The organism is Kaistella carnis, assembly GCF_003860585.1.
GTDB lineage: Bacteria > Bacteroidota > Bacteroidia > Flavobacteriales > Weeksellaceae > Kaistella > Kaistella carnis.
In genome coordinates this window covers 2428014-2448645 of sequence record NZ_CP034159.1, presented here as the reverse complement: position 1 = coordinate 2448645, position 20632 = coordinate 2428014, and the positions used below count along the sequence as shown (strand labels likewise).

At 36.4% G+C, this 20632-nt stretch carries 19 protein-coding genes; 10 read left to right on the top strand and 9 right to left on the bottom strand.

Translation table 11 applies throughout. The features are described 5' to 3' along the window. Positions 1 to 3: 3 nt before the first annotated feature. The 6 genes from EIB73_RS11420 to EIB73_RS11395 all read left to right on the top strand — a co-directional run bounded on the left by EIB73_RS11420 (position 4) and on the right by EIB73_RS11395 (position 4699). The gene (locus EIB73_RS11420; RefSeq protein ID WP_125025398.1) at positions 4 to 195 is read left to right on the top strand and encodes a cbb3-type cytochrome oxidase subunit 3; all 192 of its coding nucleotides are present in this window, start codon (positions 4 to 6) and stop codon (positions 193 to 195) included. Between the two features lie 21 nt (positions 196 to 216). Beyond that, the gene (locus tag EIB73_RS11415; RefSeq protein ID WP_125025397.1) at positions 217 to 1095 is read left to right on the top strand and encodes a cbb3-type cytochrome c oxidase N-terminal domain-containing protein; all 879 of its coding nucleotides are present in this window, start codon (positions 217 to 219) and stop codon (positions 1093 to 1095) included. Positions 1096 to 1188: 93 nt separating this feature from the next. Continuing rightward, complete coding sequence (gene ccoG, locus EIB73_RS11410; protein ID WP_125025396.1) at positions 1189 to 2637, top strand: cytochrome c oxidase accessory protein CcoG; 1449 nt, start codon at positions 1189 to 1191, stop codon at positions 2635 to 2637. Positions 2638 to 2643: 6 nt separating this feature from the next. Beyond that, a complete protein-coding gene (locus tag EIB73_RS11405; RefSeq protein ID WP_125025395.1) occupies positions 2644 to 3099 on the top strand; it encodes a FixH family protein in 456 nt (151 codons plus the stop codon). Beyond that, the gene (locus EIB73_RS11400) at positions 3090 to 3833 is read left to right on the top strand and encodes a sulfite exporter TauE/SafE family protein (RefSeq protein ID WP_125025394.1); all 744 of its coding nucleotides are present in this window, start codon (positions 3090 to 3092) and stop codon (positions 3831 to 3833) included. Before EIB73_RS11405 ends, EIB73_RS11400 begins: the two co-directional genes overlap by 10 nt. A gap of 86 nt (positions 3834 to 3919) precedes the next feature. Next, complete coding sequence (locus EIB73_RS11395) at positions 3920 to 4699, top strand: hypothetical protein (RefSeq protein WP_164467884.1); 780 nt, start codon at positions 3920 to 3922, stop codon at positions 4697 to 4699. A 55-nt stretch (positions 4700 to 4754) separates the two neighbouring features. Here the strand turns inward: EIB73_RS11395 and serS are convergent, their stop codons facing one another. The 9 genes from serS to EIB73_RS11350 form a co-directional block, all read right to left on the bottom strand. Beyond that, a complete protein-coding gene (serS, locus tag EIB73_RS11390; protein WP_125025392.1) occupies positions 4755 to 6023 on the bottom strand; it encodes a serine--tRNA ligase in 1269 nt (422 codons plus the stop codon). 66 nt (positions 6024 to 6089) lie between these two features. Continuing rightward, on the bottom strand, positions 6090 to 6587 hold the full coding sequence (locus tag EIB73_RS11385; RefSeq protein ID WP_125025391.1) for a hypothetical protein: 498 nt from the start codon (positions 6585 to 6587) through the stop codon (positions 6090 to 6092). A 15-nt stretch (positions 6588 to 6602) separates the two neighbouring features. After that, positions 6603 to 7850, bottom strand: coding sequence for an oligosaccharide flippase family protein (locus EIB73_RS11380; protein WP_125025390.1), 1248 nt, complete (start codon positions 7848 to 7850; stop codon positions 6603 to 6605). Between the two features lie 154 nt (positions 7851 to 8004). Next, positions 8005 to 9126, bottom strand: a complete 1122-nt coding sequence (locus EIB73_RS11375) for a glycosyltransferase family 4 protein (protein WP_125025389.1) — start codon at positions 9124 to 9126, stop codon at positions 8005 to 8007. Positions 9127 to 9223: 97 nt separating this feature from the next. Continuing rightward, positions 9224 to 9715, bottom strand: a complete 492-nt coding sequence (locus EIB73_RS11370; RefSeq protein WP_125025388.1) for a hypothetical protein — start codon at positions 9713 to 9715, stop codon at positions 9224 to 9226. A 56-nt stretch (positions 9716 to 9771) separates the two neighbouring features. Then, positions 9772 to 10554, bottom strand: a complete 783-nt coding sequence (locus EIB73_RS11365) for a (Fe-S)-binding protein (RefSeq protein ID WP_125025387.1) — start codon at positions 10552 to 10554, stop codon at positions 9772 to 9774. Between the two features lie 69 nt (positions 10555 to 10623). Beyond that, entirely contained in the window at positions 10624 to 11955 is a 1332-nt protein-coding gene (locus EIB73_RS11360) for a (Fe-S)-binding protein (RefSeq protein ID WP_125025386.1), read from the bottom strand. Positions 11956 to 11966: 11 nt separating this feature from the next. Next, on the bottom strand, positions 11967 to 12920 hold the full coding sequence (locus tag EIB73_RS11355; protein WP_125025385.1) for an MlaD family protein: 954 nt from the start codon (positions 12918 to 12920) through the stop codon (positions 11967 to 11969). A 124-nt stretch (positions 12921 to 13044) separates the two neighbouring features. Then, complete coding sequence (locus tag EIB73_RS11350) at positions 13045 to 15192, bottom strand: peptidylprolyl isomerase (protein WP_125025384.1); 2148 nt, start codon at positions 15190 to 15192, stop codon at positions 13045 to 13047. Between the two features lie 236 nt (positions 15193 to 15428). On the opposite strand from EIB73_RS11350, the gene lon reads away from it, so the two are divergent. The 4 genes from lon to EIB73_RS11330 all read left to right on the top strand — a co-directional run bounded on the left by lon (position 15429) and on the right by EIB73_RS11330 (position 20516). Continuing rightward, entirely contained in the window at positions 15429 to 17837 is a 2409-nt protein-coding gene (lon, locus tag EIB73_RS11345; RefSeq protein WP_125025383.1) for an endopeptidase La, read from the top strand. 85 nt (positions 17838 to 17922) lie between these two features. Beyond that, on the top strand, positions 17923 to 19017 hold the full coding sequence (locus tag EIB73_RS11340) for an AI-2E family transporter (RefSeq protein ID WP_228411232.1): 1095 nt from the start codon (positions 17923 to 17925) through the stop codon (positions 19015 to 19017). Between the two features lie 131 nt (positions 19018 to 19148). Next, positions 19149 to 20048: a DUF4349 domain-containing protein gene (locus EIB73_RS11335; RefSeq protein WP_125025382.1), complete on the top strand. Its 900-nt coding sequence runs from the start codon at positions 19149 to 19151 to the stop codon at positions 20046 to 20048. A 39-nt stretch (positions 20049 to 20087) separates the two neighbouring features. Further along, positions 20088 to 20516, top strand: a complete 429-nt coding sequence (locus EIB73_RS11330; RefSeq protein ID WP_125025381.1) for a hypothetical protein — start codon at positions 20088 to 20090, stop codon at positions 20514 to 20516. The last annotated feature ends 116 nt before the right edge of the window (positions 20517 to 20632 follow it).

The window sequence follows — 20632 nt, the reverse complement described above, 5'->3', positions numbered from 1 at the left end:
AAAATGATCCCACAAAGTGTAAAAGATATAGTAGCAAATGGCGATAATGTAGGTTTATATCAAACAATCGCAATGATATTATTTATCATATTCTTTCTGGGTATTGTTTACTACGTTTTTTCAAGACCTAAAAAGTTTTATGAAGAACAGGAAAATGCACCACTAAATGATGACATAGAAGATAAAGATCTTTAATTTTAAAAAAATTAAACTATTATGAAACAAAGAACGCCGGTTTACATAACCATCCTTATTATACTTACGATTTTATTTATCGTGTTCTATATGTTTGTGCAGGAAGCATCATTCTTGTCATCCTCTTACTTTTGGGGTACTGTTGCTATAAGTGTGATTCTTACCATGATTCACCATGCTATTGGGGATCTGATTGAAAACGAACAGTTCAAAAAACTATCACCTTCAGAAAAAAGCGAGTATTTAGAATCTAAGAAAAAACCATATTTCAAAGGTCTTTATGAAAGTGCATTTAAAAAACAAAGTGCTACTGAAGAAAAAGATATCTTGATTGATCACGGTTTTGACGGAATTATGGAGTTAGACAATCAGCTTCCAAAATGGTGGTTAGGTTTGTTCTACTTCGGTTTGGCCTATTGTGCAGTGTACATGGTTTCTTACTGGACCACTGACTTTGCACACCAATCGGTTGAATATGATGCAGAATACAAGGCTCAAACCGCAAGTATTGCGGAGTATATGAAAAATACACCGGCACCAACGATTGAAAATGCAGTATACTCACCAGATAACGTTGCAGCCGGAGAAGAGGTCTTTAAAACAAACTGCGTATCTTGTCACAGTGCAGGTGGAGCAGGTGGAATTGGGCCGAACTTAACCGATAATATGTGGATTAATCAGCCGGAAAAAACATTATTTAAAAATGTATTTCATATGGTTGAAAATGGAAGTCCTAACAATCCTGCGATGCAGGCATTTGGTAAAAACGGCGTCTTGACTGGATTTGATATTCAGAATGTAGCTGCTTATATTTACCATATTAATCAGGAACAACCTCCAATTACTCCTGCTCAAGGTGGAGCAGCTCCGCAGGGAACACCTGCAAATTGGGAGAAATAAAACTTAAATAAAACAAAACTATGAAAACATAATTCGTTATCTTTTATATCAAAGAGATAACGAATTATGTTTTTTTCAATTTAAGAAAATAGAATGTCAGAAGATAAAAATTTCAAAGGCGGACAAGGACAAGTAGTAGAAGCAGAAACTTTTCGTGATTCTGTGGGAACCATGGATCAAACTGGAAAAAGAAAATGGATCTTCCCCAAAAAACCACAAGGCCGCTATACCAATTACCGAACTTTAGTTGCCGTAATCCTACTCGCACTATTTTTCGCAATTCCTTTCGTCAAAATTAACGGCAATCCCTTTTTATTAATTAATATTCTGGATCGTCAGTTTTTCATTTTAGGGCAGCCCTTTTTCCCGCAGGATTTCTTTATTCTTGCTTTGGGCGCCATCACTTCCATTGTATTTATCATTCTTTTTACCGTTGTTTTTGGCCGGATATTTTGTGGATGGATTTGTCCACAAACTATTTTCCTAGAAATGATATTCCGTAAAATAGATTATCTCATCGAAGGCGACCGTAACAAACAGATGAAACTGGACCGACAGGAATGGGATGCTGAAAAAATCTGGAAACGCTCTTTAAAATATTTCATCTTCTTAGTCATTTCCTTAATTATCACCCATTGGATGTTCATGTACATCGTAGGCTACAAAGAGGTATTTCATATTATGGAGGAAGGGCCTTTTGAAAACTTCTCCAATTTTATGGTGATGATCATTTTCACGGCCGCTTTCTATTTTACATTTGCATGGTTCAGAGAACAGGTTTGTACTTTGGTTTGTCCATACGGAAGATTACAGGGAGTTTTGATCGATAAGCAAACCATCAATGTTTACTATGATTTCAAAAGAGGAGAAAATCGGTCGAAATGGAGAAAAGGAGAAGACCGGGCAGCCGAAGGAAAAGGAGATTGTATCGATTGTAACCAATGTGTGGTCGTTTGTCCTACCGGAATCGATATTCGTGATGGACAACAGCTCGAATGCGTGAACTGTACCGCATGTATTGATGCTTGTGATGAAGTAATGGTAAAGGTGGGTCTGCCAAAAGGCTTGATCCGCTATGCAACTGAAGACGAGATCGAGAAAGAAGTGCCTTTTAAATTTACAGGCAGAATGAAAGCCTACACCGCAGTACTGTTGTTAATGGTCGGTTTCCTCGGCTACTTACTCAGCAACAGAGGTGCAATGGAAGCGAAATTCATCAAACCCGCCGGTTCTACTTATTTCGTTCGAGATGGTAATATTACCAATATTTATAATTACACCTTCCTTAATAAAGCTACCAAAGATCAACTGGTAACCATTAAAGTAATTGAGCCTGAACATGGTAAAATTAAGTTAAGTGGTGACGAGAAAATCTTACTTAAAAAAGATGAGATTACAAAAGGAACGGTGAATATCAGTTTCCCGGAAAAAGAAATTCAACTCTCAAAGCAAAAAATAAAAATTGGAGTTTATGACGGATCGGGCAAACTTTTGGATTCCTTCGATACCTATTTTGAAGGTCCATTTAAAATTCAATTTTAATTTATTATGTTTAAAAAATTCACGTGGGGCCACGGTGTTGCCGTCGCTTTAGGTTCATTTATATTGTTTATTCTATTCATGGTTTTGGTCTTTCCAAACGGGCAGCAAGGCTCGGAATTGGTATCCGATAATTACTATGAAGATGAATTGGTTTACCAGGAAGTGATTGATGGTAAAAATAATGCCGACCAACTCCCTCAGAAACCACAATACAATCAATCTCCAACAGGAATAAAAATCGATTTCCCATCAACCATCGTCGCAGATGAGAACAAGGTTCATTTTGATCTTTTCCGTACAGATGATGCTAATTTAGATGTTAAAAAAGACCTTACTTTAGATGGAACTAAGTCCTTCACGATACCGAAACAGGTGATTTCTAAAGGATCTTATACTTTAAAAGTAAAATGGAAACAGAATAAAAAACCGTATCAAATCGATTACGACGTTTTATGGAAGTAGCATTAATCATATCAGCACTTGGATTAGGGTTCGCCTCAGGCTTTCACTGTATAGGCATGTGCGGACCTATTGCCCTTTCCATGGGTTTAACCAAAAAACAGGCTACTAATTTTTACCTGCAAAACCTTACCTACCAATTTGGCCGTATTGCAACTTATTCTTTGTTAGGTGCTATTTTAGGCATCGTTGGTCAGGGATTTCAAATGGTGGGATTTCAACAGTATCTGACCATAGGCGTGGGGGTAATTTTAATTATGATGGCGATTTTTTCCTTTGGCGGAAAAGATTTCGCTTCCAAAATTCCTTTTCTCTCTACTTTTTTATTAAAAGTAAAATTAAACCTGTCCAAACTCTTGCAGAAAGCAGATTACCGTTCCAGATTTGCTACAGGAATTCTAAATGGATTTCTACCCTGCGGAATGGTTTACATGGCCTTGACTGCCAGTTTAGCAGCGGGCGGAATATGGCAAAGTGCGGTATTTATGAGTCTCTTCGGCTTGGGAACATTGCCGTTTATGTTTTTTGTGGTCTTGCTGGGGAATTTAATGACGACTGCTTTAAGAATAAAAATATTGAAGTTTGTTCCGGTTATGATGATCATCCTCGGCGGTTTATTCATTGTCCGCGGGCTTGAGATTGGGATTCCATACTTATCGCCAAAAAAAGCTGCAATGCAGATCAATCACAATAATTCTAAAGATCATCAGGAAGGCAATCACGAAAGTTGCCATTAACAAACACATTGACAAAGGGTTTCACCCCATTTTTATTTTTGGTATCTATTTTGAATCAAATTCTCTTAGAATAAAATTTGAAAATGATGAAAAAAATTTCACTGTGGGTTTCCGGGCTCCTCCTGATCGTTTTACAATCCTGCTCTGTTAATACTGAAACTACGTATTACAATGACTCTGCCTCAAGTATGGAATCAAATATTCTAATTGATAAAGGAATGCTGTCAATGATGAATATGATGAATAATGGGAGTGAGAAAGCCCCTACTTTCTCCAAGTTATCAACCGATTGGAAAAGTCTTTATGATCTTCAAAAAGATGGTTTAATTACCCTCAATAAAGATTCTGTAAATGTGCTGCACAAAATGTTTTTAAAATTGAATAAAGACAAAGGCGAGATTTATGGAGTTTCATTAAAATATGACAAACTTCTTCCGGCAGAAGTCACCACCCTACTTTCACAAAGCAAAGCGTTGCAGCGAATGCCGCTGCAGAATATTGCAACCTGGAACGGAAAGACCTTAACAATAGACACCGACAAATTTAATTCCGTGCAGTTTTTAAATAAGATGGAAAATGTTGCGGATAATAAAGAATCTTCTACGCCGGCTAATAAAAGTGATTCTATTGCAGCTTACGGACAAAAGATGGCAGAAAACATGGTTGGAATGATGAAAATGTTTCCGGTGAATTTTTCAAATACGATCAAATTTCAGAAACCAATCAAATCAATTGTAGGCAAGCATGACTTTGTAAAACAGATCGATAAGAAAACGATTCAGATCAATCTTAGAAGCAATGATCTGCTCGATGAAAAGAACGCTTTGAAAGATAAAGACAAGAAAATAATCATCACTACCGAATAAACCAAAAGCCACCGAAATTTCGGTGGCTTTTTTAATAAATAAATCAAACTATCTTTTAATTAATTAAATCAAATTTCGCGTATTCTGCAATTTTAGACGGTAATTTAATTCCATCTTCAGTTTGATTATTCTCCAGAAGCGCTGCCATAATACGCGGCAAAGCCATAGCAGAACCATTTAAGGTATGAACCAATTGTGTTTTACCCTCGCTTTTAAATCTGCATTTTAAACGGTTGGCCTGGAAAGTTTCAAAATTTGATACGGAAGAAACTTCTAACCATTTCTCCTGTGCTGCACTCCAAACTTCGAAATCGTAAGTCATGGCTGCTGCAAAACCAGTATCGCCACCACAAAGTCTCAAAACACGGTAAGGAAGTTCCAGATCTGTTAAAATTTCTTTGATATGATTCACCATTTCTTCCAAAACAGCATAAGAATTCTCCGGTTTTTCAATGCGCACAATTTCTACCTTTTCAAACTGATGAAGACGGTTTAAGCCACGAACATGTGCTCCATAACTTCCCGCTTCCCGACGATAACATTGGGAAAATGCCGTGTTTTTAATAGGCAGATCTTTTTCATCCAATAAAACATCGCGGTATAAATTAGTCACCGGAACTTCGGCGGTCGGAATTAAATATAGATTGTCCTCGTTAATGTAGTACATCTGCCCTTCTTTATCAGGCAGTTGACCGGTTCCATAACCTGAAGCTTCATTGGCAACGTGTGGGGGATTAACTTCCAAATAACCGGCGTCAACATTTTTATCTAAAAAATACTGAACCAATGCACGCTGAAGCCTTGCTCCTTTGCCGAAATACACAGGAAAACCTGCACCCGCGATCTTTACACCCAATTCAAAATCGATCAGATTGTATTTTTTCGCAAGTTCCCAGTGTGGGATTGCACCTTCGCCTAAACCTTCCACATCATGCGACTGATAAATAATTTCATTATCGTCAGCGGTACTTCCGGCTTTTACCTTTTCGTAAGGGATATTAGGAATTTGATATAAAATCTGTAGAAGTCTTGCCTCTAAATCCTTTAATTTTTGTTGAAGATCCTGTGCATTCTCTTTAAACTCAGAGGTTTTAGATTTTGCAGCTTCAGCTTCCTCTTTCTTTCCTTCCTTCATCAGAATTCCGATTTCTTTCGAAATCTTATTCATCGCCGCTAAATTCTGATCGAGTTCAAACTGAATTTTTTTACGGTCTTCATCTACAGAAATGGCCTCATCAACCAAATTGATATTTTTGAAATTTCTTTTATGTAAACCTTCTAAAACGCGTTCTTTATTTTCGCGCAAAAAATTAACTTGTAACATAGTTATAGGATGTTTATGGATCTTTCTTTCCCTTTCACCAAAAGGAAAGCCTTGCAAATTTAAGGATTATTTCGAGATTTTAATGACGTTTGGTTGTCCTTCTACTTTGTTAAATTGAAGCACATCATTATACCAGACTTTGCTAATTTCAAATAATGTGGGCGTTGAAAGATATTGAATCGTCATGGTATCGTTTGTCGTTCTTTTCACAGAATCATTGATGCTCTTAATTAGTGTTAAAGCAATTTTTGATTCATAGGTTTTAGAAAGTTGCGTAGAATCAATACGTATTCTTTTAGCACCTGCGACATACTCAATAAAACTCACGGTATCGGCATCTTTTTTCACACTGAAAGTGACAGGTGCGTTATCTGTTAAACCGTAAACATCATTCATTGAGGTGGTTGTATAAGAACCGGGCAATTTCACATTCAGCATATCCTGTCCTAGTGAATCGATATAGAGTTGCATGACCTGATCGATTTTCTGCACGTCATTTTCATCATTCCGACAGGAAATAAACCCTAAAAAAGCGACCAACATTAAAAAAAATAAATTTTTCATTGCTACAAAGATAAATTATTTTAAATCTTTCCAATACAGATAAAAAGAGAAAGCCAGCATTATTCCCCCAAAAAACATACTTAACGACAAACTGACGGCCATTCCGGTCACCCCGTATTTAGAAACAAAAATAAAGGAGAAAATCACCAATAAAATTAAAGTTAAAACAGAAATAATGGTATTCATTTTCATCATTCCGACGGCTGACAAAAGATTTCCGTACAAATTCCTTAATAGCATATTTGCGCAGAATGCCCCTAAAAATATGATAAAGATCATTTGACTTTCCGCATATTTAGCGCTGAAAAATAAATCCAGTATTTCGACTTTAAAAAATAAACCCGTAATAAAAATAAGGATCGCGATCGGGATAAATAATTTATAATAATTAAACAGATAGTTTTTCAAAAATATTTTATCCTTGCTGTATTTCGCCAGTTTTGGGTAATCGCTCTGCATAAATGACGCCGCCAAAAAAGTGATGTTTAAAGGAATAAGAAGTCCAACTTTATAACTTGCAACTGCAGTCTCGTTCAGTAAAAAACTTAACATTAGTACATCGGCAGAGAACAAGGCATCCGAAAGAAGCGCGGTTCCAGCTGCATTCAGGCCAAAATTCCAAAGCTCTTTTTTGGTGAAAATAAATTTCGGTGGTAGTGAATTAAGGTTTTCCTTTTTATACCATAATAAAGCCAGAAATGGAGTGAAAGCTACAGCAATTAGATAACCGTAAATGCCAAAAAAGTAGGATAAGATTAATAACGCAATTACACCCACTATATTTACGACATTACTTACTATAGCAAAGCCTTTATTATTTCCGGAAATTCTTAATTCCGCCTGAATATGGTTTAAGAAATAATATCCAACCAGTCTGACTGTAAATAATAAAAATATAATTAAGATATCTTCGTATTTACTGACGTAAAAAAAACTTGTAAGTAAAAAGAGGGAACTAATAAAAATCTGATAAAACAAACCTCTTCGAAAAAGATAGGTCGAAAGAGCTCTTTTATCGGTAAGACTTTGGTTAATAGAACCATATCTTAAAAGACTTTGATTGCTCCCTAAACCGTTAAATGCTAAAAAAATGAAGAATACAGAAGCAACGATGCTGATGGTTCCAAATTCACTTTCTGGCAGAAGTCGAATAATAAATAGAGAACCAATGAATCCACAAATTTTAGCAATAAGAAGTGAAAAGAAAACATGATGTCCTTTATTCTTAAAAAAATCGCTAATAAAAATTAATAAACTTTTCAACTATTTATATATAATTTGACTGTAATATAAGGAACAAGTGGTAGAATCGTCTTCTTTTAAATCTTGATCGATTCGAAATAATCTTTTTTAATCATAAATATGTTCAAAATTTTAAGGTCTATAGTATAAAAGCTAAACGTAAACCTCTACGCTTTCAACGTAAAATCCGACCATAAATTTCATCGAAATTTTTGGAAATGGTCTCCATTGAAAAATGATCTTCGACATACTGATGTAGATTTTCGGGGGTTTCGAAAGTGATTTGATTGACAAGAACTTTTTTCATTGCCTTGCATAACTCCTCTTCCGACTTCGAAATAAGTATTCCATTTTTCTCATTAACAATTTCAGGAATTCCTCCCACATTTGTTGCAATGACTGGTGTTCCAACGGAGAGAGACTCCAGTAAAACGCACGGAAAATTTTCATAATCACTAAATAAAATGAAGCATTCGCTGGCTCTCATTTTTGCTGCGACGGCATTTAAATCCAAGGTCGGAAAAGTCTTTATAAATTCTTTCGCATTATTTCTATTTATAATCTCATTTAAACGATTGATATCACCATCTCCGCCAATATGCAACTCAAAATCATTAAATTCTTTCTTTAACCTAAGCGTCGCATTTATAATTTTATCCGGGTTTTTTATGTCAACCAGATTGGAAATATGCAAGAAAATAAACCTTTCATTTTCAGAGGTTTTTACATGAAAGAGGTCGGTATTCACCACGTTGCTTACGACTTCCATTTTTGTAGCGATACGCATATCCTTTAAATCTTTCAAAAGAAATTGGCTTACGGGCAAAATATAATCAGCGTTTTTACCAATCACCTTTGCAATGTGGAATTCTGATCGGGGAAGTTTATTTCGGTTCATTTTTAAAAATCCTGACCAATGTTCTGTTACAACAAAAGGAATTTTATATTTCTTTTTTAAATAAACTGCAAAGAGCATAGACTTCTGAAGAATATTGGCATGCACCAAATCAGGCCTCCGCATCTTTGAAAATCCTTTTTTGTAGGCTTTCATCCGGCGTGCAAAATTAAGAGCAGGATTTGGGGTCGATTTATAATAAACTGTTAAAGTTCTAAGACCGTTAATCATGTTGTCCTCGAAAATATATTTTTGAACTTGTGAAGAATCTCCGATTGCGTGAAGGACTTCTACATCATGCAAAATCGACACTGCCTCGGCGTGTCGTTGTACAAAATTTCCATTCGTTGGTTCAATTTTATTAGGAAACCAGGAGGAAATAAAAAGAATTTTATAGCGCATTAGAAATCTTGAATTGTAAAAATACGGTTTAAATTCCGTTTACAAAAAACCCTTTCAGATAATTCCGAAAGGGTTTATATTTTTTTATGCTCTTTTATTAATCAACATAAATCCCAGCCCAACTTCTATGAAGTGGAAGCAGGAAATCACTTAGAAAAGCCACGTAGGTATTTTTAGAGAAATCAAAGACTTGAATGTCTCGGGAAATCTCTCCACTTTTTAATCCTTTTCTAAAATCCTGTAATTTCACGGTTTTTATCTCTCCGTCTTCGATAAAAGTTGCTTTCATGCGGTCAAATAAACCCAGGTTATATTCCTGATCAATTTCACGCATTACGGCACCTAAAGAATCAATGGAGCAACCAGATGCAGGTTCAATTTCTTCATCAACACAAACTACAATAAACTGATTTTTTTCAATTTTAAAGGAGGAAGAAAGCGGTTTGCCGTGTGCTGCCCAAGTGGCTAAAAAATCATATAATTTTTCGGTAATAGCTTTACTTTCCTTTGGTGTAAAAGCTCGTGATGCTGGATAAATAATAACCCGGTAATCACTGGTTTCTACACTGGATGATTCTTCTATTTTCATTTTATTTCATTAAGAGTTAGAAGTCAATTTTTTACAACAGTCCATTCTGAGGTTCTTTACAGATCCTCAGCTTCTGCCAACAATTCTGCAATATCTTTTACAGTGACTTCATTATTATTAAAATGCTTTACCCCATCAGTCATCATCGTGTTACAGAAAGGACAACCTGTCGCGATAATATTTGGTTTTTCACTCAGGGCTTCTTCGGTTCTTTCGATATTAATGTCTTTGTTGCCCGGCTCCGGTTCTTTAAACATTTGTGCACCGCCTGCACCACAACACAATCCGTTGGATTTACAACGTTTCATTTCGACCAATTCGGCATCCAGTTTTTCAAGAAGCTGTCTGGGCGCTTCATATTCTCCATTGGCTCTACCTAAATAACACGGGTCGTGGAAGGTAATTCGCTTGCCTTTGAAAGTTCCGCCTTCAATTTTAAGGCGACCTTCTTCCATCAATTTTCGAAGAAACTGGGTATGGTGAAGAACTTCATAATTACCACCTAATCCCGGATATTCATTTTTGATGATATTGAAACAATGCGGGCAAGTAGTAACGATTTTCTTGACTTCATAAGCATTCATGATTTCAATATTCGTAAGTGCCATCATTTGGAAGACAAATTCGTTTCCGGCACGTTTTGCAGGATCTCCGTTGCAGGATTCCTCCTGACCTAAAACGGCGAATTCGATGCCTACTTTATTTAAAATTTTGCAGAAAGCTTTGGTTATTTTTTTTGCTCTGTCGTCGAAACTTCCGGCGCATCCTACAAAAAATAATACTTCCGGAGCTTTTCCTTCGGCGGCATATTCTGCCATTGTCTTTATAGTGAAATCCATAAATATATTCCCAATTTACCAATGCATTAGCTTAAAAAACAGATACACTGACCGATTATTTTTGTTACATTAATTTTCAGTTGCCCACTTCAAACGGTCGGCTTGGTTATACTGCCATGGAGCAGCATTGTTTTCGATGTTGGTCATCATTTGATTTAATTCCTGTGGTGCCGCAGACTGCTCCATCACTAAGAATCTACGCATTTCTACAATAATAGAAAGCGGATCAATCAATATAGGACAAGCTTCTACACAAGCGTTACAAGTGGTACAGGCCCAAAGTTCTTCTCTCTGAATATGATCATCCAGCAATTTTTTACCGTCATCTACAAACTTTCCATTTTTGTTGATGTTTCTGCCCACTTCCTCAATACGGTCACGGGTATCCATCATAATTTTTCGTGGAGACAGTTTCTTACCTGTGATATTTGCCGGACATACCGAAGTACATCTTCCACATTCCGTACACGAATATGCATTCATTAACTGTACGCGATTCAGATCAAAAATATCACTCGCACCAAATTTCTCCGGTACTTCGTTTGGATCTGCTTCCGGTGCTGCTGCGTAAGGATCAGCATTTGGATCCATCATCAATTTAATTTCCTTGGTTACGGAATCTAAATTGGTAAATTGCCCTTTAGGCTTCAGGTTGGCAAACCATGTATTTGGAAAAGCCAAAAGAATATGAAGGTGTTTCGAGTAATACAGATAATTCATGAAGAATAAAATCCCTATAAAATGAAACCACCAAGCGCCTCTTTCTGTAAAGATTAAAGCATTATCGCTAAAGTTTTGGAATAATGGTCCTAATATATTCGCAGATATTGGAAAGCTTCCATGGGCAGCCAATACTTGTCTTTGCTGTAAAACCCAATCGGATGAGTTCATGGTGAAAAATGCCATCATTAATGCAAACTCGATCACCAAAATCCAGTTCGCGTCATGTTTTGGCCACCCAAACAATTCCTTCATGGTAAAACGTTTGATGCCGTAGAAATTTCTTCGGATGAAAAAGAGCACAACTGCAATCACGACTAAAAGTGCTAAAACTTCTAAAGTCGCAGTGAAAAAACTGTAAAGCGAATCTCCTAGAATTCCAGCTAAAAACCGGTGTGTTCCGAAAATTCCATCAACGATGATCTCAATTAATTCAATATTAATAATTACAAAGCCGACATATACAAAAATATGTAGTATACCTGCAATTGGTCTTTTAACCATTTTGCTTTGACCCAGAGCAACACGGGCCATGATTCCCCAACGCTCTGCTTTTTGATCAGATCTGTCGATTTTTTTGCCCAATAGAATATTTCGATAGATTTCCTTTAAACTTTTAAAGAAAAGTCCAAATCCCACCACCATGGCAATGAAGAAGATAATATTGTCAATATACTGCATATTGAGAGTTTTTAGTCTTTAGCTGTATTCTTTCCGAAGACCGAGAAGTTAAGATATCTTTTCGGGTTCGCTTTTAAATCTTCGACCAAATTATTCAGGTTTTCGGCAGATTGATTTAGATTTTTGTAAAGTTCCTCATCTTGCGTCAATTTACCAAGACTTCCTTTGCCATCTTGTATGCCACTAATAACACCGTTTAATTTATCGGCAGTCATACTTAATTTATCAATGGTGTTGTTTAATTTCTGCACATCAACTTCGTCTGCAACTTTACCGTACTTGTCAATCGCAGTTCTTGCGCTAATGGTTGCTAAATTAGCATTCTCTAACATTTTCTGAATACGGGGATCATTGTTGGTCAAAAGCGTGTTAGTCTGTTTAGAAGTTCCTTCAAATGAAGCAACTGTTCTGTTCAGATTGCTCAATAAAGCACGAATTTCTTCACGGTTTTGATCATCAAATATTTTATTTGCGTTATTCGTCAATGAATCCACTCTTTTTAGAACTACCTGAAGCTGATCTTTCACAGGCCCAACCTGAGAAGAAATATTATTCAGCATTGAAAGGGTAAATTGTCCGGAAAGGGTATCGCCATCTTTAGCATAAGGTTGACCATAGGCTAAATTGATTCGCATCTCTTTCCCTGACATTAAACCAGGTTCAAAAATTTCGAGGGTTGATTTTTTTGAAAACTCGAAGTTGTCATCAACAATTACTTTAACAACAAAATGAATTTTGCCGTCTTTTTCGGTGACAGGAATAATGTCATCAACCTGACCGACACGTAAACCATTAATCGAAACCGGATTAGAAGCGGCTAAGCCTTCAACATTATCAAACTTTGCAAAGAAAACATTATCGGTCGTAAAAAGGCTTTTGCCCTTCATAAACTGGAATAAGAAAACGAAGCCAATAATGGCTAAAAGTGCGATAAGTCCTGCTTTTATTTCTTTTGTGAATTTCACGTTTTTTTAAATTTTAATGAACAAATATAATACATTTTAAATAAACTGCCTTTAAAAACTCTAGGCTTAAAACATAAAAAGCGACCGTTAAAAGTCGCTTTTTATTTAAATTAAAGACAGATAATTATTGCTGACTCGCCTGATTATAAAGTTCGATTCTATAATCTTTGATATCGGCATTATCTTGCAAGCTTTTTAAGAATGACTGCCCAAACTGCTGAGAATTTTGACCCGTAATTGCTTCTACCATTTGCTTAATATCACCTGGCTGTTTGTTGATGGTTTCAGATTTTTTCAATACTACGTAAACTCCCGTCATTCCTTCAACAGGATTTGAGAGTTTGTTTTTAGCAACACCAAACGCTGCACCGGCTACTCTCGGCTCCATTGCGCCGTTTACCTGTGGATTCAACATATTTACCTTTGCAGATTGCTTTGTTGCAGCAAACATTTTTGCAACCTGATCTAAGCTCGTTGCTTTTGCAGCATTTATCTTATCTACGATCTGTTTTGCGATCAACTTATTTTTCACAAGTGGCTCAACCTGATCTCTCACTGCTTCAGGATCTGCAGTTCCTGCATCCTGAATACCGTTTACGTAAGCTACGATTCGGTCTCCAGTACCTTCAACCGCGAAAATATCAGTATCTCCTTTCTTTCTTTTTTTGTCGAAAGCCCATCCGATGATTTCATCGTCTTTGTCAGTTCCTAAACCTGGCAACTGGCCCTGGAATCTTCCGACTTCTTTCGGGTTAGAGAAATTATAATTATTTTTCTTCGCAATGTTGGCAAAATCATTAAAGCTTTTCCCTTGAACCTGTTGAATAAATTTCGTTGCTTTCGTGTAAACTTCGGTTTCTGTTTTATCAGAAGCTTTGATGGTTTTCACCAAGTTGGCCACTTTATAAGCCATAGTTCCGGCTTTTTTATCTTCAATATTGATGATATGATATCCATATTGTGTTTCTACTACTCCTGTTGCTCCTTTTCCGTTATTGGCAAGGAAGCTTAAATATTCTGGTACAAATGGAGTTGCAGGCGTCGTCCAACCTACGCTACCTCCTTGGGCAGCAGAACTTGGGTCAGCTGAATACTTCAAGAATTCAGCAAATTTCCCTGGATTGGCTTTTATAACTGCACCAATTGAATCTGCTAATTTTTTAGCCTGTTCTTTTGTTCTTGTTTCATTCTCACCCGCTTGGTTTCCTTTATAACTCACCAAAATATGACGGGACAAGGTAGAATCTGAAGGTTTCTTATCTATTAATTTAGAAACCACATAGAAGTTTTGTTCTTTATACGGACCAAAAGTAGTTCCTATACTTGCCGTTGCTACTTTATCTGCAATCGCTGCCGGCAATTGATTTGCCGGGAAATATTGTGGGTTAAAAGGCAAATCAGAATTTAGAGCAATGAACATAGAATCGTTCGTTGTATTCTGAAAGCTTTCTTTACCACCACTCATTTCACTTCCAACAGAAAATAATTTATTGATTTCTGCCTGTGCAGCAGCATCATCTGACGCACTTGGTGCAGCTGGGAAATAAACAAGTCCTATATTCCTACTTGCCTCTCTTTTAAACATAATTGGATGCGCCTTTATATATTCAGCCAAATCCTTTGTGGTTACTTTCACTGGATTTTTTTGAGCGTATGCGGCATAATCTACTTTCACAAAATCAATATCAGCAAGTTGATCTCTTTGCTTCATGATCTCCTCTACCTCTTTTTTGCTGGCAGTGATTCCGGTTGATACATTAGCAAAAAGCTGTCTTGCCATCATTCTGTACTCAATCGATTTTCTTGTTTTCAACCAGTTGTTGTACACTTCAATGTTGGTTCCTTTCATTTGCTCAACTTGACTTTTAATCTCTTGAACTTTGAAATTTCCTTTATCATCGAAGTTTTCTTTATTCTGCGCAAACATAGGATCAAACTGTAATTGATTCCAGAACATATCCTCAGTTAAGGTAAGTCCCATTTTATCAAACTGTTGCTTGATCAATTTTGATTGTACCATCAACTGCCAAGCCTGCTCTTCCAAACCTTTGGTAGGTTGGCCTTGCTGCTGAGCCTGTTGCTGAAGCATGAAAAGTTGATCATCATAATCTTCTTTGGTGATCTCGTCTCCGTTCACTTTACCATAAACGCCCGGTTTCGCCCCGAATAATTTCTCGAGACTGTCTGGGTTGACTACGAAAGCCAACATTGCTACTGCAATAATCCCCATCAAAAGCCAAGGTCTGTTTCTTATTTCTCCTAAAATTGCCATCTTTTTTGTATAATTTTATCAGTTTGCGAAAATACACATTTTTAACAGATTAGAAAAAATTTTGCACATTTATTTAAAAAGGGATGGAATGTTGTGGCAATTTTGGCGGTCTTTTCACTTGGCATAATGCTTGTGAAATCATATAAGCCTTTTTAACAAGCGGGCTTTACAGGCAAATAAACGCTGCTAAGCTTTAATAATTTATAAAAAATGACAATTTGTCATTAACCTTTATTATGACAGAATTTGAAGATATAAACTTTGATGAAATTTTAGACGACGGTTTCAGTATTGTAACCGAAGATTTAAATATTTCTGATGTGACTGCAACCGAAGAAAATAATAAACAACTCGTTTTCCCTATTTTGCCGGTTCGCAATATGGTGATGTTTCCGAAAGTGATCATTCCAATTACGGCGGGAAGAGAGATGTCGATCCAACTATTACAGGAAGCTCAGAAAAACAATGAATTCATTGGCATTTTGAGCCAGAATAATGCAAGCATCGAAAATCCTACCACTGATGATTTGTACCAAATCGGAACTTTAGCCAAAATTATTAAAATCATAAAACTTCCGGAAGGGAATATTACTGCTATTACAAGAGGATTTCACCGGTTTAAAGTGAAAAAATTCACGGCAACAACACCTTATTTTAAAGCAGAAATTACAAAGTTAAAAGACACTTCAACGAAGAAAAAATATGAATATGATGCGCTGCTGGAAAACATTAAAGATCTTGCTTTGAAGATCATTGACATTGATCCTAATATTCCAAGTGCTGCCAGCTTCGCGATAAAAAATATTTCTGACAATGATGATTTGCTGAATTTCATCTGTTCAAATGCGAACTTTCCGGCCGAACAGAAGCAAAAGCTTTTAGAAGAAAAAAGTTTGATGATCCGTGCGGAGAAATGTTACGCGCTGATGCATGATGATTTCCGAAAGCTGGAACTTAGAAGCCAGATCCATAATAAAACATCAAAAGATCTGGACAAACAACAGCGCGAATACTTTCTTAATCAGCAGATTAGAACCATTCAGGAGGAATTGGGTGGTGGACCAGAAAGTGATATTGAAGAATTGATGTTAAAGGCCAAGAAGCTGAAATGGAATGATGAAGTACAAGAGCACTTTAACAAAGAAATCAACCGTTTACAAAGACAGAATCCCAATTCGCCAGATTATAATGTGCAGCGGAATTATCTCGATTTCTTTACCGATTTGCCTTGGGATCACTATTCCAAAGATGTTTTTGATATCATAAAAGCAGAAAAAATTTTAGATAAAGCGCATTACGGTTTAGAAGACATCAAAAAGAGAATTTTGGAACACATGGCGGTTCTGAAACTTAAAAACAATATGAAATCGCCAATTTTATGTTTGGTTGGTCCTCCGGGCGTGGGTAAAACTTCACTCGGAAAATCAGTTGCCGACGCATTGGGAAGAAAATATGTTCGGGTTTCTCTGGGAGGACTTCATGATGAATCAGAAATCCGTGGTCACCGTAAAACCTATATTGGCGCCATGGCCGGACGTATTCTTCAATCAATTAAAAAAGCAGGAACTTCAAATCCGGTTATTGTTTTAGATGAAATAGATAAGATCGGACAAGGAATTCATGGTGATCCAAGTTCTGCTTTATTAGAAGTTCTGGATCCGGAACAAAACAACTCTTTCTATGATAATTTCCTGGAATTGGGTTACGATTTGTCGAAAGTCATGTTCATTGCAACGGCAAACGCTCTTTCAAATATACAAAGACCATTGCTGGATCGAATGGAAATCATAGAAATTGCCGGTTATACTTTAGAGGAAAAAGTAGAAATCGCCAAACGTCATTTAATCAAAAAACAGCAAGAAGAAAATGGTCTTGATGCCAAGTCTTTTAAACTCGGAAATGCTGAGCTTAAACACATTATAGATGCCCACACCTCTGAAAGTGGCGTTCGTGGTCTGGAAAAACAATTGGCATCAATTGCGAGATGGGTTGCGTTGCAAACTGCCCTTGAAAAAGAGTATGATCCAAAAATCACCATTGATAAAGTCGACGAAATTTTAGGCGTGCCTCGTCCTAAAAACTTGTCAGAAATCACGAGTGTTCCGGGTGTTGTTACGGGATTAGCGTGGACTCAAGTGGGTGGTGACATTCTTTTTATAGAAAGCATCCTGAGTGAAGGAAAAGGAAACTTAACCATGACCGGAAATCTTGGAAATGTGATGAAGGAATCTGCAACAATCGCTGTAGAATATATTAAAGCCAAACATGAAGAATTGGGAATTTCTTCGGAAGACATTCAGAAACACAACATTCACGTGCACGTTCCGGAAGGAGCGACACCGAAAGATGGACCTTCTGCAGGAATCGCAATGCTGACTTCTATTGTTTCCAGTTTTAAAAATAAAAAAGTAAAATCACACCTTGCCATGACGGGAGAAATCACGCTTCGTGGAAAAGTTTTACCCGTAGGTGGAATCAAAGAAAAACTTCTTGCAGCCAGCAGAGCCGGGATCAAAGAAATAATTCTGTGTGAAGCCAATAGAAAAGATGTAGAGGAAATTAAGAAAGATTACCTTAAAAACTTAAAGATTAATTATGTACAACGAATGAGCGAAGTCATTGATTTAGCGCTCGATCATAAATAAATAATTAAAAACGTTTCAATAAAATTGAAACGTTTTTTTATGAAATCTCATTTTTATGTTACTTTGTAGTATGAAAGAATTAAAAATGCCATTTGTATTAAGACTCTCTCTGGTGCTCATCAGCATTTTGGCGTTGGGTTACCTTGCAAAAATTGGCAAAGGCGTTTTGGCACCGCTGTTTTTCTCTGTGTTGATGGCTCTTTTGTTTCTTCCGTTTGCTAATTTTTTAGAAAAAAAGTTGCGCTTTTCCCGAACGATCTCCACGTTTAGTTCACTTTTGATGATGCTGGTTTTCCTCTCGGGACTTATTTATTTTTTTTCTGCACAGTTAAGTTATTTTGTTAATGATTTTCCGGTTTTGAAAGCACAGGTTTCAAAATCTTTTAATGATCTGCAGTTCTGGGTGTCCCGAAATTTTCATGTAAACTTTGATAAGCAGATGTCCTATATAAATCAAGCATTGGAAAAATTGCTGGCATCTACGGCTTTCATATTGGGGTTTACGGTTTCTATGTTTTCCTCTACTATGGCATTTTTTCTTTTCAGCGCCTTATTTTTCGTCTTCATATTAAATTATCGTCGCCTTTTATATCAATTTATTATCTCCATTTTTCGGGACGAACATTTTGGAAAAGTGAATGAAGGAATTAAAGAAATTCAGCGCATTATTAAGGAATACATCTCCGGTCTTTTCATTCAGATCATCATCGTAAGTATTTTGACCGCGATTTTACTTTCTGTATTAGGAGTAAAATATGCCATCTTACTGGCGGTCTTAACGGGTTTACTCAATGTGATTCCTTATATCGGAATTATCTTTTCCTGTCTCATCGCCTGTCTAATTTCCTTTGCAACAGGTGGTAATCATACGCTTTTGGTATTGGTGGGTTATTTGGTTATTCACGCAGTTGATGCTAATATTACCCTTCCATTGGTGGTCGGCTCCAAAGTTAAAATTAACGCCCTTTTTACCTTTATCGGACTTTTACTTGGGGAAGAATTGTGGGGGATTTCAGGTATGTTTTTAAGTATACCTTTTCTGGCAATTTTAAAAATTATTTTTGAACGCGTGGAAGGTTTACAACCTTGGGGAAGAGTTTTAGGCGAAGAACCGAAGCACAATAAACCACGAAAGAAATACAAAATCACGAAAAACATCACTTTAGAAGAAAAGGAATAAAAAGTTAATCCATTCATTTTCAGAGCAGTAAAATGTAAAAAAGCTTTTACAAGAACTTGAATAGTCATTTACAAACTTTACAAAAGATTCAGGCGGAAATTTGATTCAATTAATCAATTAAAAATTCCGTTATGAAAAATTCCAAATTCTCAATCGTTCTCAGTTCTTTAATCTTACTCACGTTTGCAGGCTGTAATAAAACCGAAACTTCAGGGTCGGGCGATCAAATGAGCAAAGTTGATCAAACTGCCGCAATGAGTGAAGTTTCAGACTCTATTTCTTCAGTCGCCTCTGCTCAGGTTAAAGACAAACAATTTATTAAATCTGCCGATGTAAACATTGAGGTAAAGGACGTGTACGACGCCACCATTTTTATTGAAAATACACTGAAGAACCTTGGAGGCTTTGTGACTTCAAGCCAATTAAATTCGCAAACTATTTCCGAAAACACTTTTACTATTTCTGATGAAAAGTCAATGTTGGTGCGGAAATTCCAAGCCGATAACAGCATGGAAGTTCGGGTTCCCACGGAAAAACTTGCAGACCTTCTTCAATCCATTAATGATAAAAAAGTCTTTTTGAATTCCAGAATTATCGTCGCCGAAGATGTTACTGCCAATATTAAATTAGCAGAACTCGAAGCAATAAGAAATAAAAAAACCGCAACCAAAATAGAAAAACTGAATAACGACAAGGGAAAAGTTACTATGGCCGATGACAATGACCAGATCGGTAATTACCAAAAAATAAGCTCTTTTGAAATGAAAGATCAGATAAAATACAGCAATGTGAAAATTTATATCACTGAACCGCAATTACGTATTGCCCAAATCCCTGTTGCAAACATTCAGAATTTGGACGATCAATACAAATACAATTTCTTTTACGACGCAAAAAATGCATTGGTCGAAGGGTTTTATCTCATTCAAAAATTGATTTTAGGCTTATTAAAAATATGGCCTTTGGTTTTAGCAGGTGTTGTAGTGACTTTTTTTTACAGAAAAAGAAAAATAACATCCAATAAAGTGTAAGTAAAAAAAAATAATTACCTTTACTTAAATTCAAGAAACATGAAAAAGTTCATTTTTACAGGTGCCATTCTTACTGCGAGTCTATCTTTCGCACAAATTCAGGTCACCACAAAACACGGTGAAAATTTAGATAAAGTATACAAGGGTGGGAATGAGAAGTTTGAAAAAGATGTACAGGATAATTTAAGAATGTTGTCAGCAGATTATCAAGTCAATGGAAAATTTGTTTTAACCTTCGGCTTAAATGAAAAAGGAGAAATAGTAAATACAGACGTAACTCCAAACATCAGTGATGCCTTTTCAATAGAACTGATCCGTTCTTTTAAAAGAGTAAAGAAGAATTTTTCTCCAGATCATGCCACCGAAAATTTAGCCGTCTTGTTAGATTTCAACCCCTCCTTTAAAAATGAAGATGGTCGGGAGCGATTCACTGAAAGTACCGCTACGGCGCGATTTAATAATCGATAGGCCAAAAGAACTCATTTACAGGTAAATCAACCTCCGTTATTTTTTCGGAGGTTTTATTTTTCCGTAAATTTGCTGGGATTTTAAAACATTTAAAATGTAAAATCTCTCATTTAAAA

Coding starts and splice junctions, on each gene's coding strand:
- EIB73_RS11420 (WP_125025398.1), top strand. CDS start 4: ATGATCCCACAAAGTGTAAAAGATATAGTAGCAAATGGCGATAATGTA.
- EIB73_RS11415 (WP_125025397.1), top strand. CDS start 217: ATGAAACAAAGAACGCCGGTTTACATAACCATCCTTATTATACTTACG.
- ccoG (WP_125025396.1), top strand. CDS start 1,189: ATGTCAGAAGATAAAAATTTCAAAGGCGGACAAGGACAAGTAGTAGAA.
- EIB73_RS11405 (WP_125025395.1), top strand. CDS start 2,644: ATGTTTAAAAAATTCACGTGGGGCCACGGTGTTGCCGTCGCTTTAGGT.
- EIB73_RS11400 (WP_125025394.1), top strand. CDS start 3,090: ATGGAAGTAGCATTAATCATATCAGCACTTGGATTAGGGTTCGCCTCA.
- EIB73_RS11395 (WP_164467884.1), top strand. CDS start 3,920: ATGAAAAAAATTTCACTGTGGGTTTCCGGGCTCCTCCTGATCGTTTTA.
- serS (WP_125025392.1), bottom strand. CDS start 6,023: ATGTTACAAGTTAATTTTTTGCGCGAAAATAAAGAACGCGTTTTAGAA.
- EIB73_RS11385 (WP_125025391.1), bottom strand. CDS start 6,587: ATGAAAAATTTATTTTTTTTAATGTTGGTCGCTTTTTTAGGGTTTATT.
- EIB73_RS11375 (WP_125025389.1), bottom strand. CDS start 9,126: ATGCGCTATAAAATTCTTTTTATTTCCTCCTGGTTTCCTAATAAAATT.
- EIB73_RS11370 (WP_125025388.1), bottom strand. CDS start 9,715: ATGAAAATAGAAGAATCATCCAGTGTAGAAACCAGTGATTACCGGGTT.
- EIB73_RS11365 (WP_125025387.1), bottom strand. CDS start 10,554: ATGGATTTCACTATAAAGACAATGGCAGAATATGCCGCCGAAGGAAAA.
- EIB73_RS11360 (WP_125025386.1), bottom strand. CDS start 11,955: ATGCAGTATATTGACAATATTATCTTCTTCATTGCCATGGTGGTGGGA.
- EIB73_RS11350 (WP_125025384.1), bottom strand. CDS start 15,192: ATGGCAATTTTAGGAGAAATAAGAAACAGACCTTGGCTTTTGATGGGG.
- lon (WP_125025383.1), top strand. CDS start 15,429: ATGACAGAATTTGAAGATATAAACTTTGATGAAATTTTAGACGACGGT.
- EIB73_RS11340 (WP_228411232.1), top strand. CDS start 17,923: ATGCCATTTGTATTAAGACTCTCTCTGGTGCTCATCAGCATTTTGGCG.
- EIB73_RS11335 (WP_125025382.1), top strand. CDS start 19,149: ATGAAAAATTCCAAATTCTCAATCGTTCTCAGTTCTTTAATCTTACTC.
- EIB73_RS11330 (WP_125025381.1), top strand. CDS start 20,088: ATGAAAAAGTTCATTTTTACAGGTGCCATTCTTACTGCGAGTCTATCT.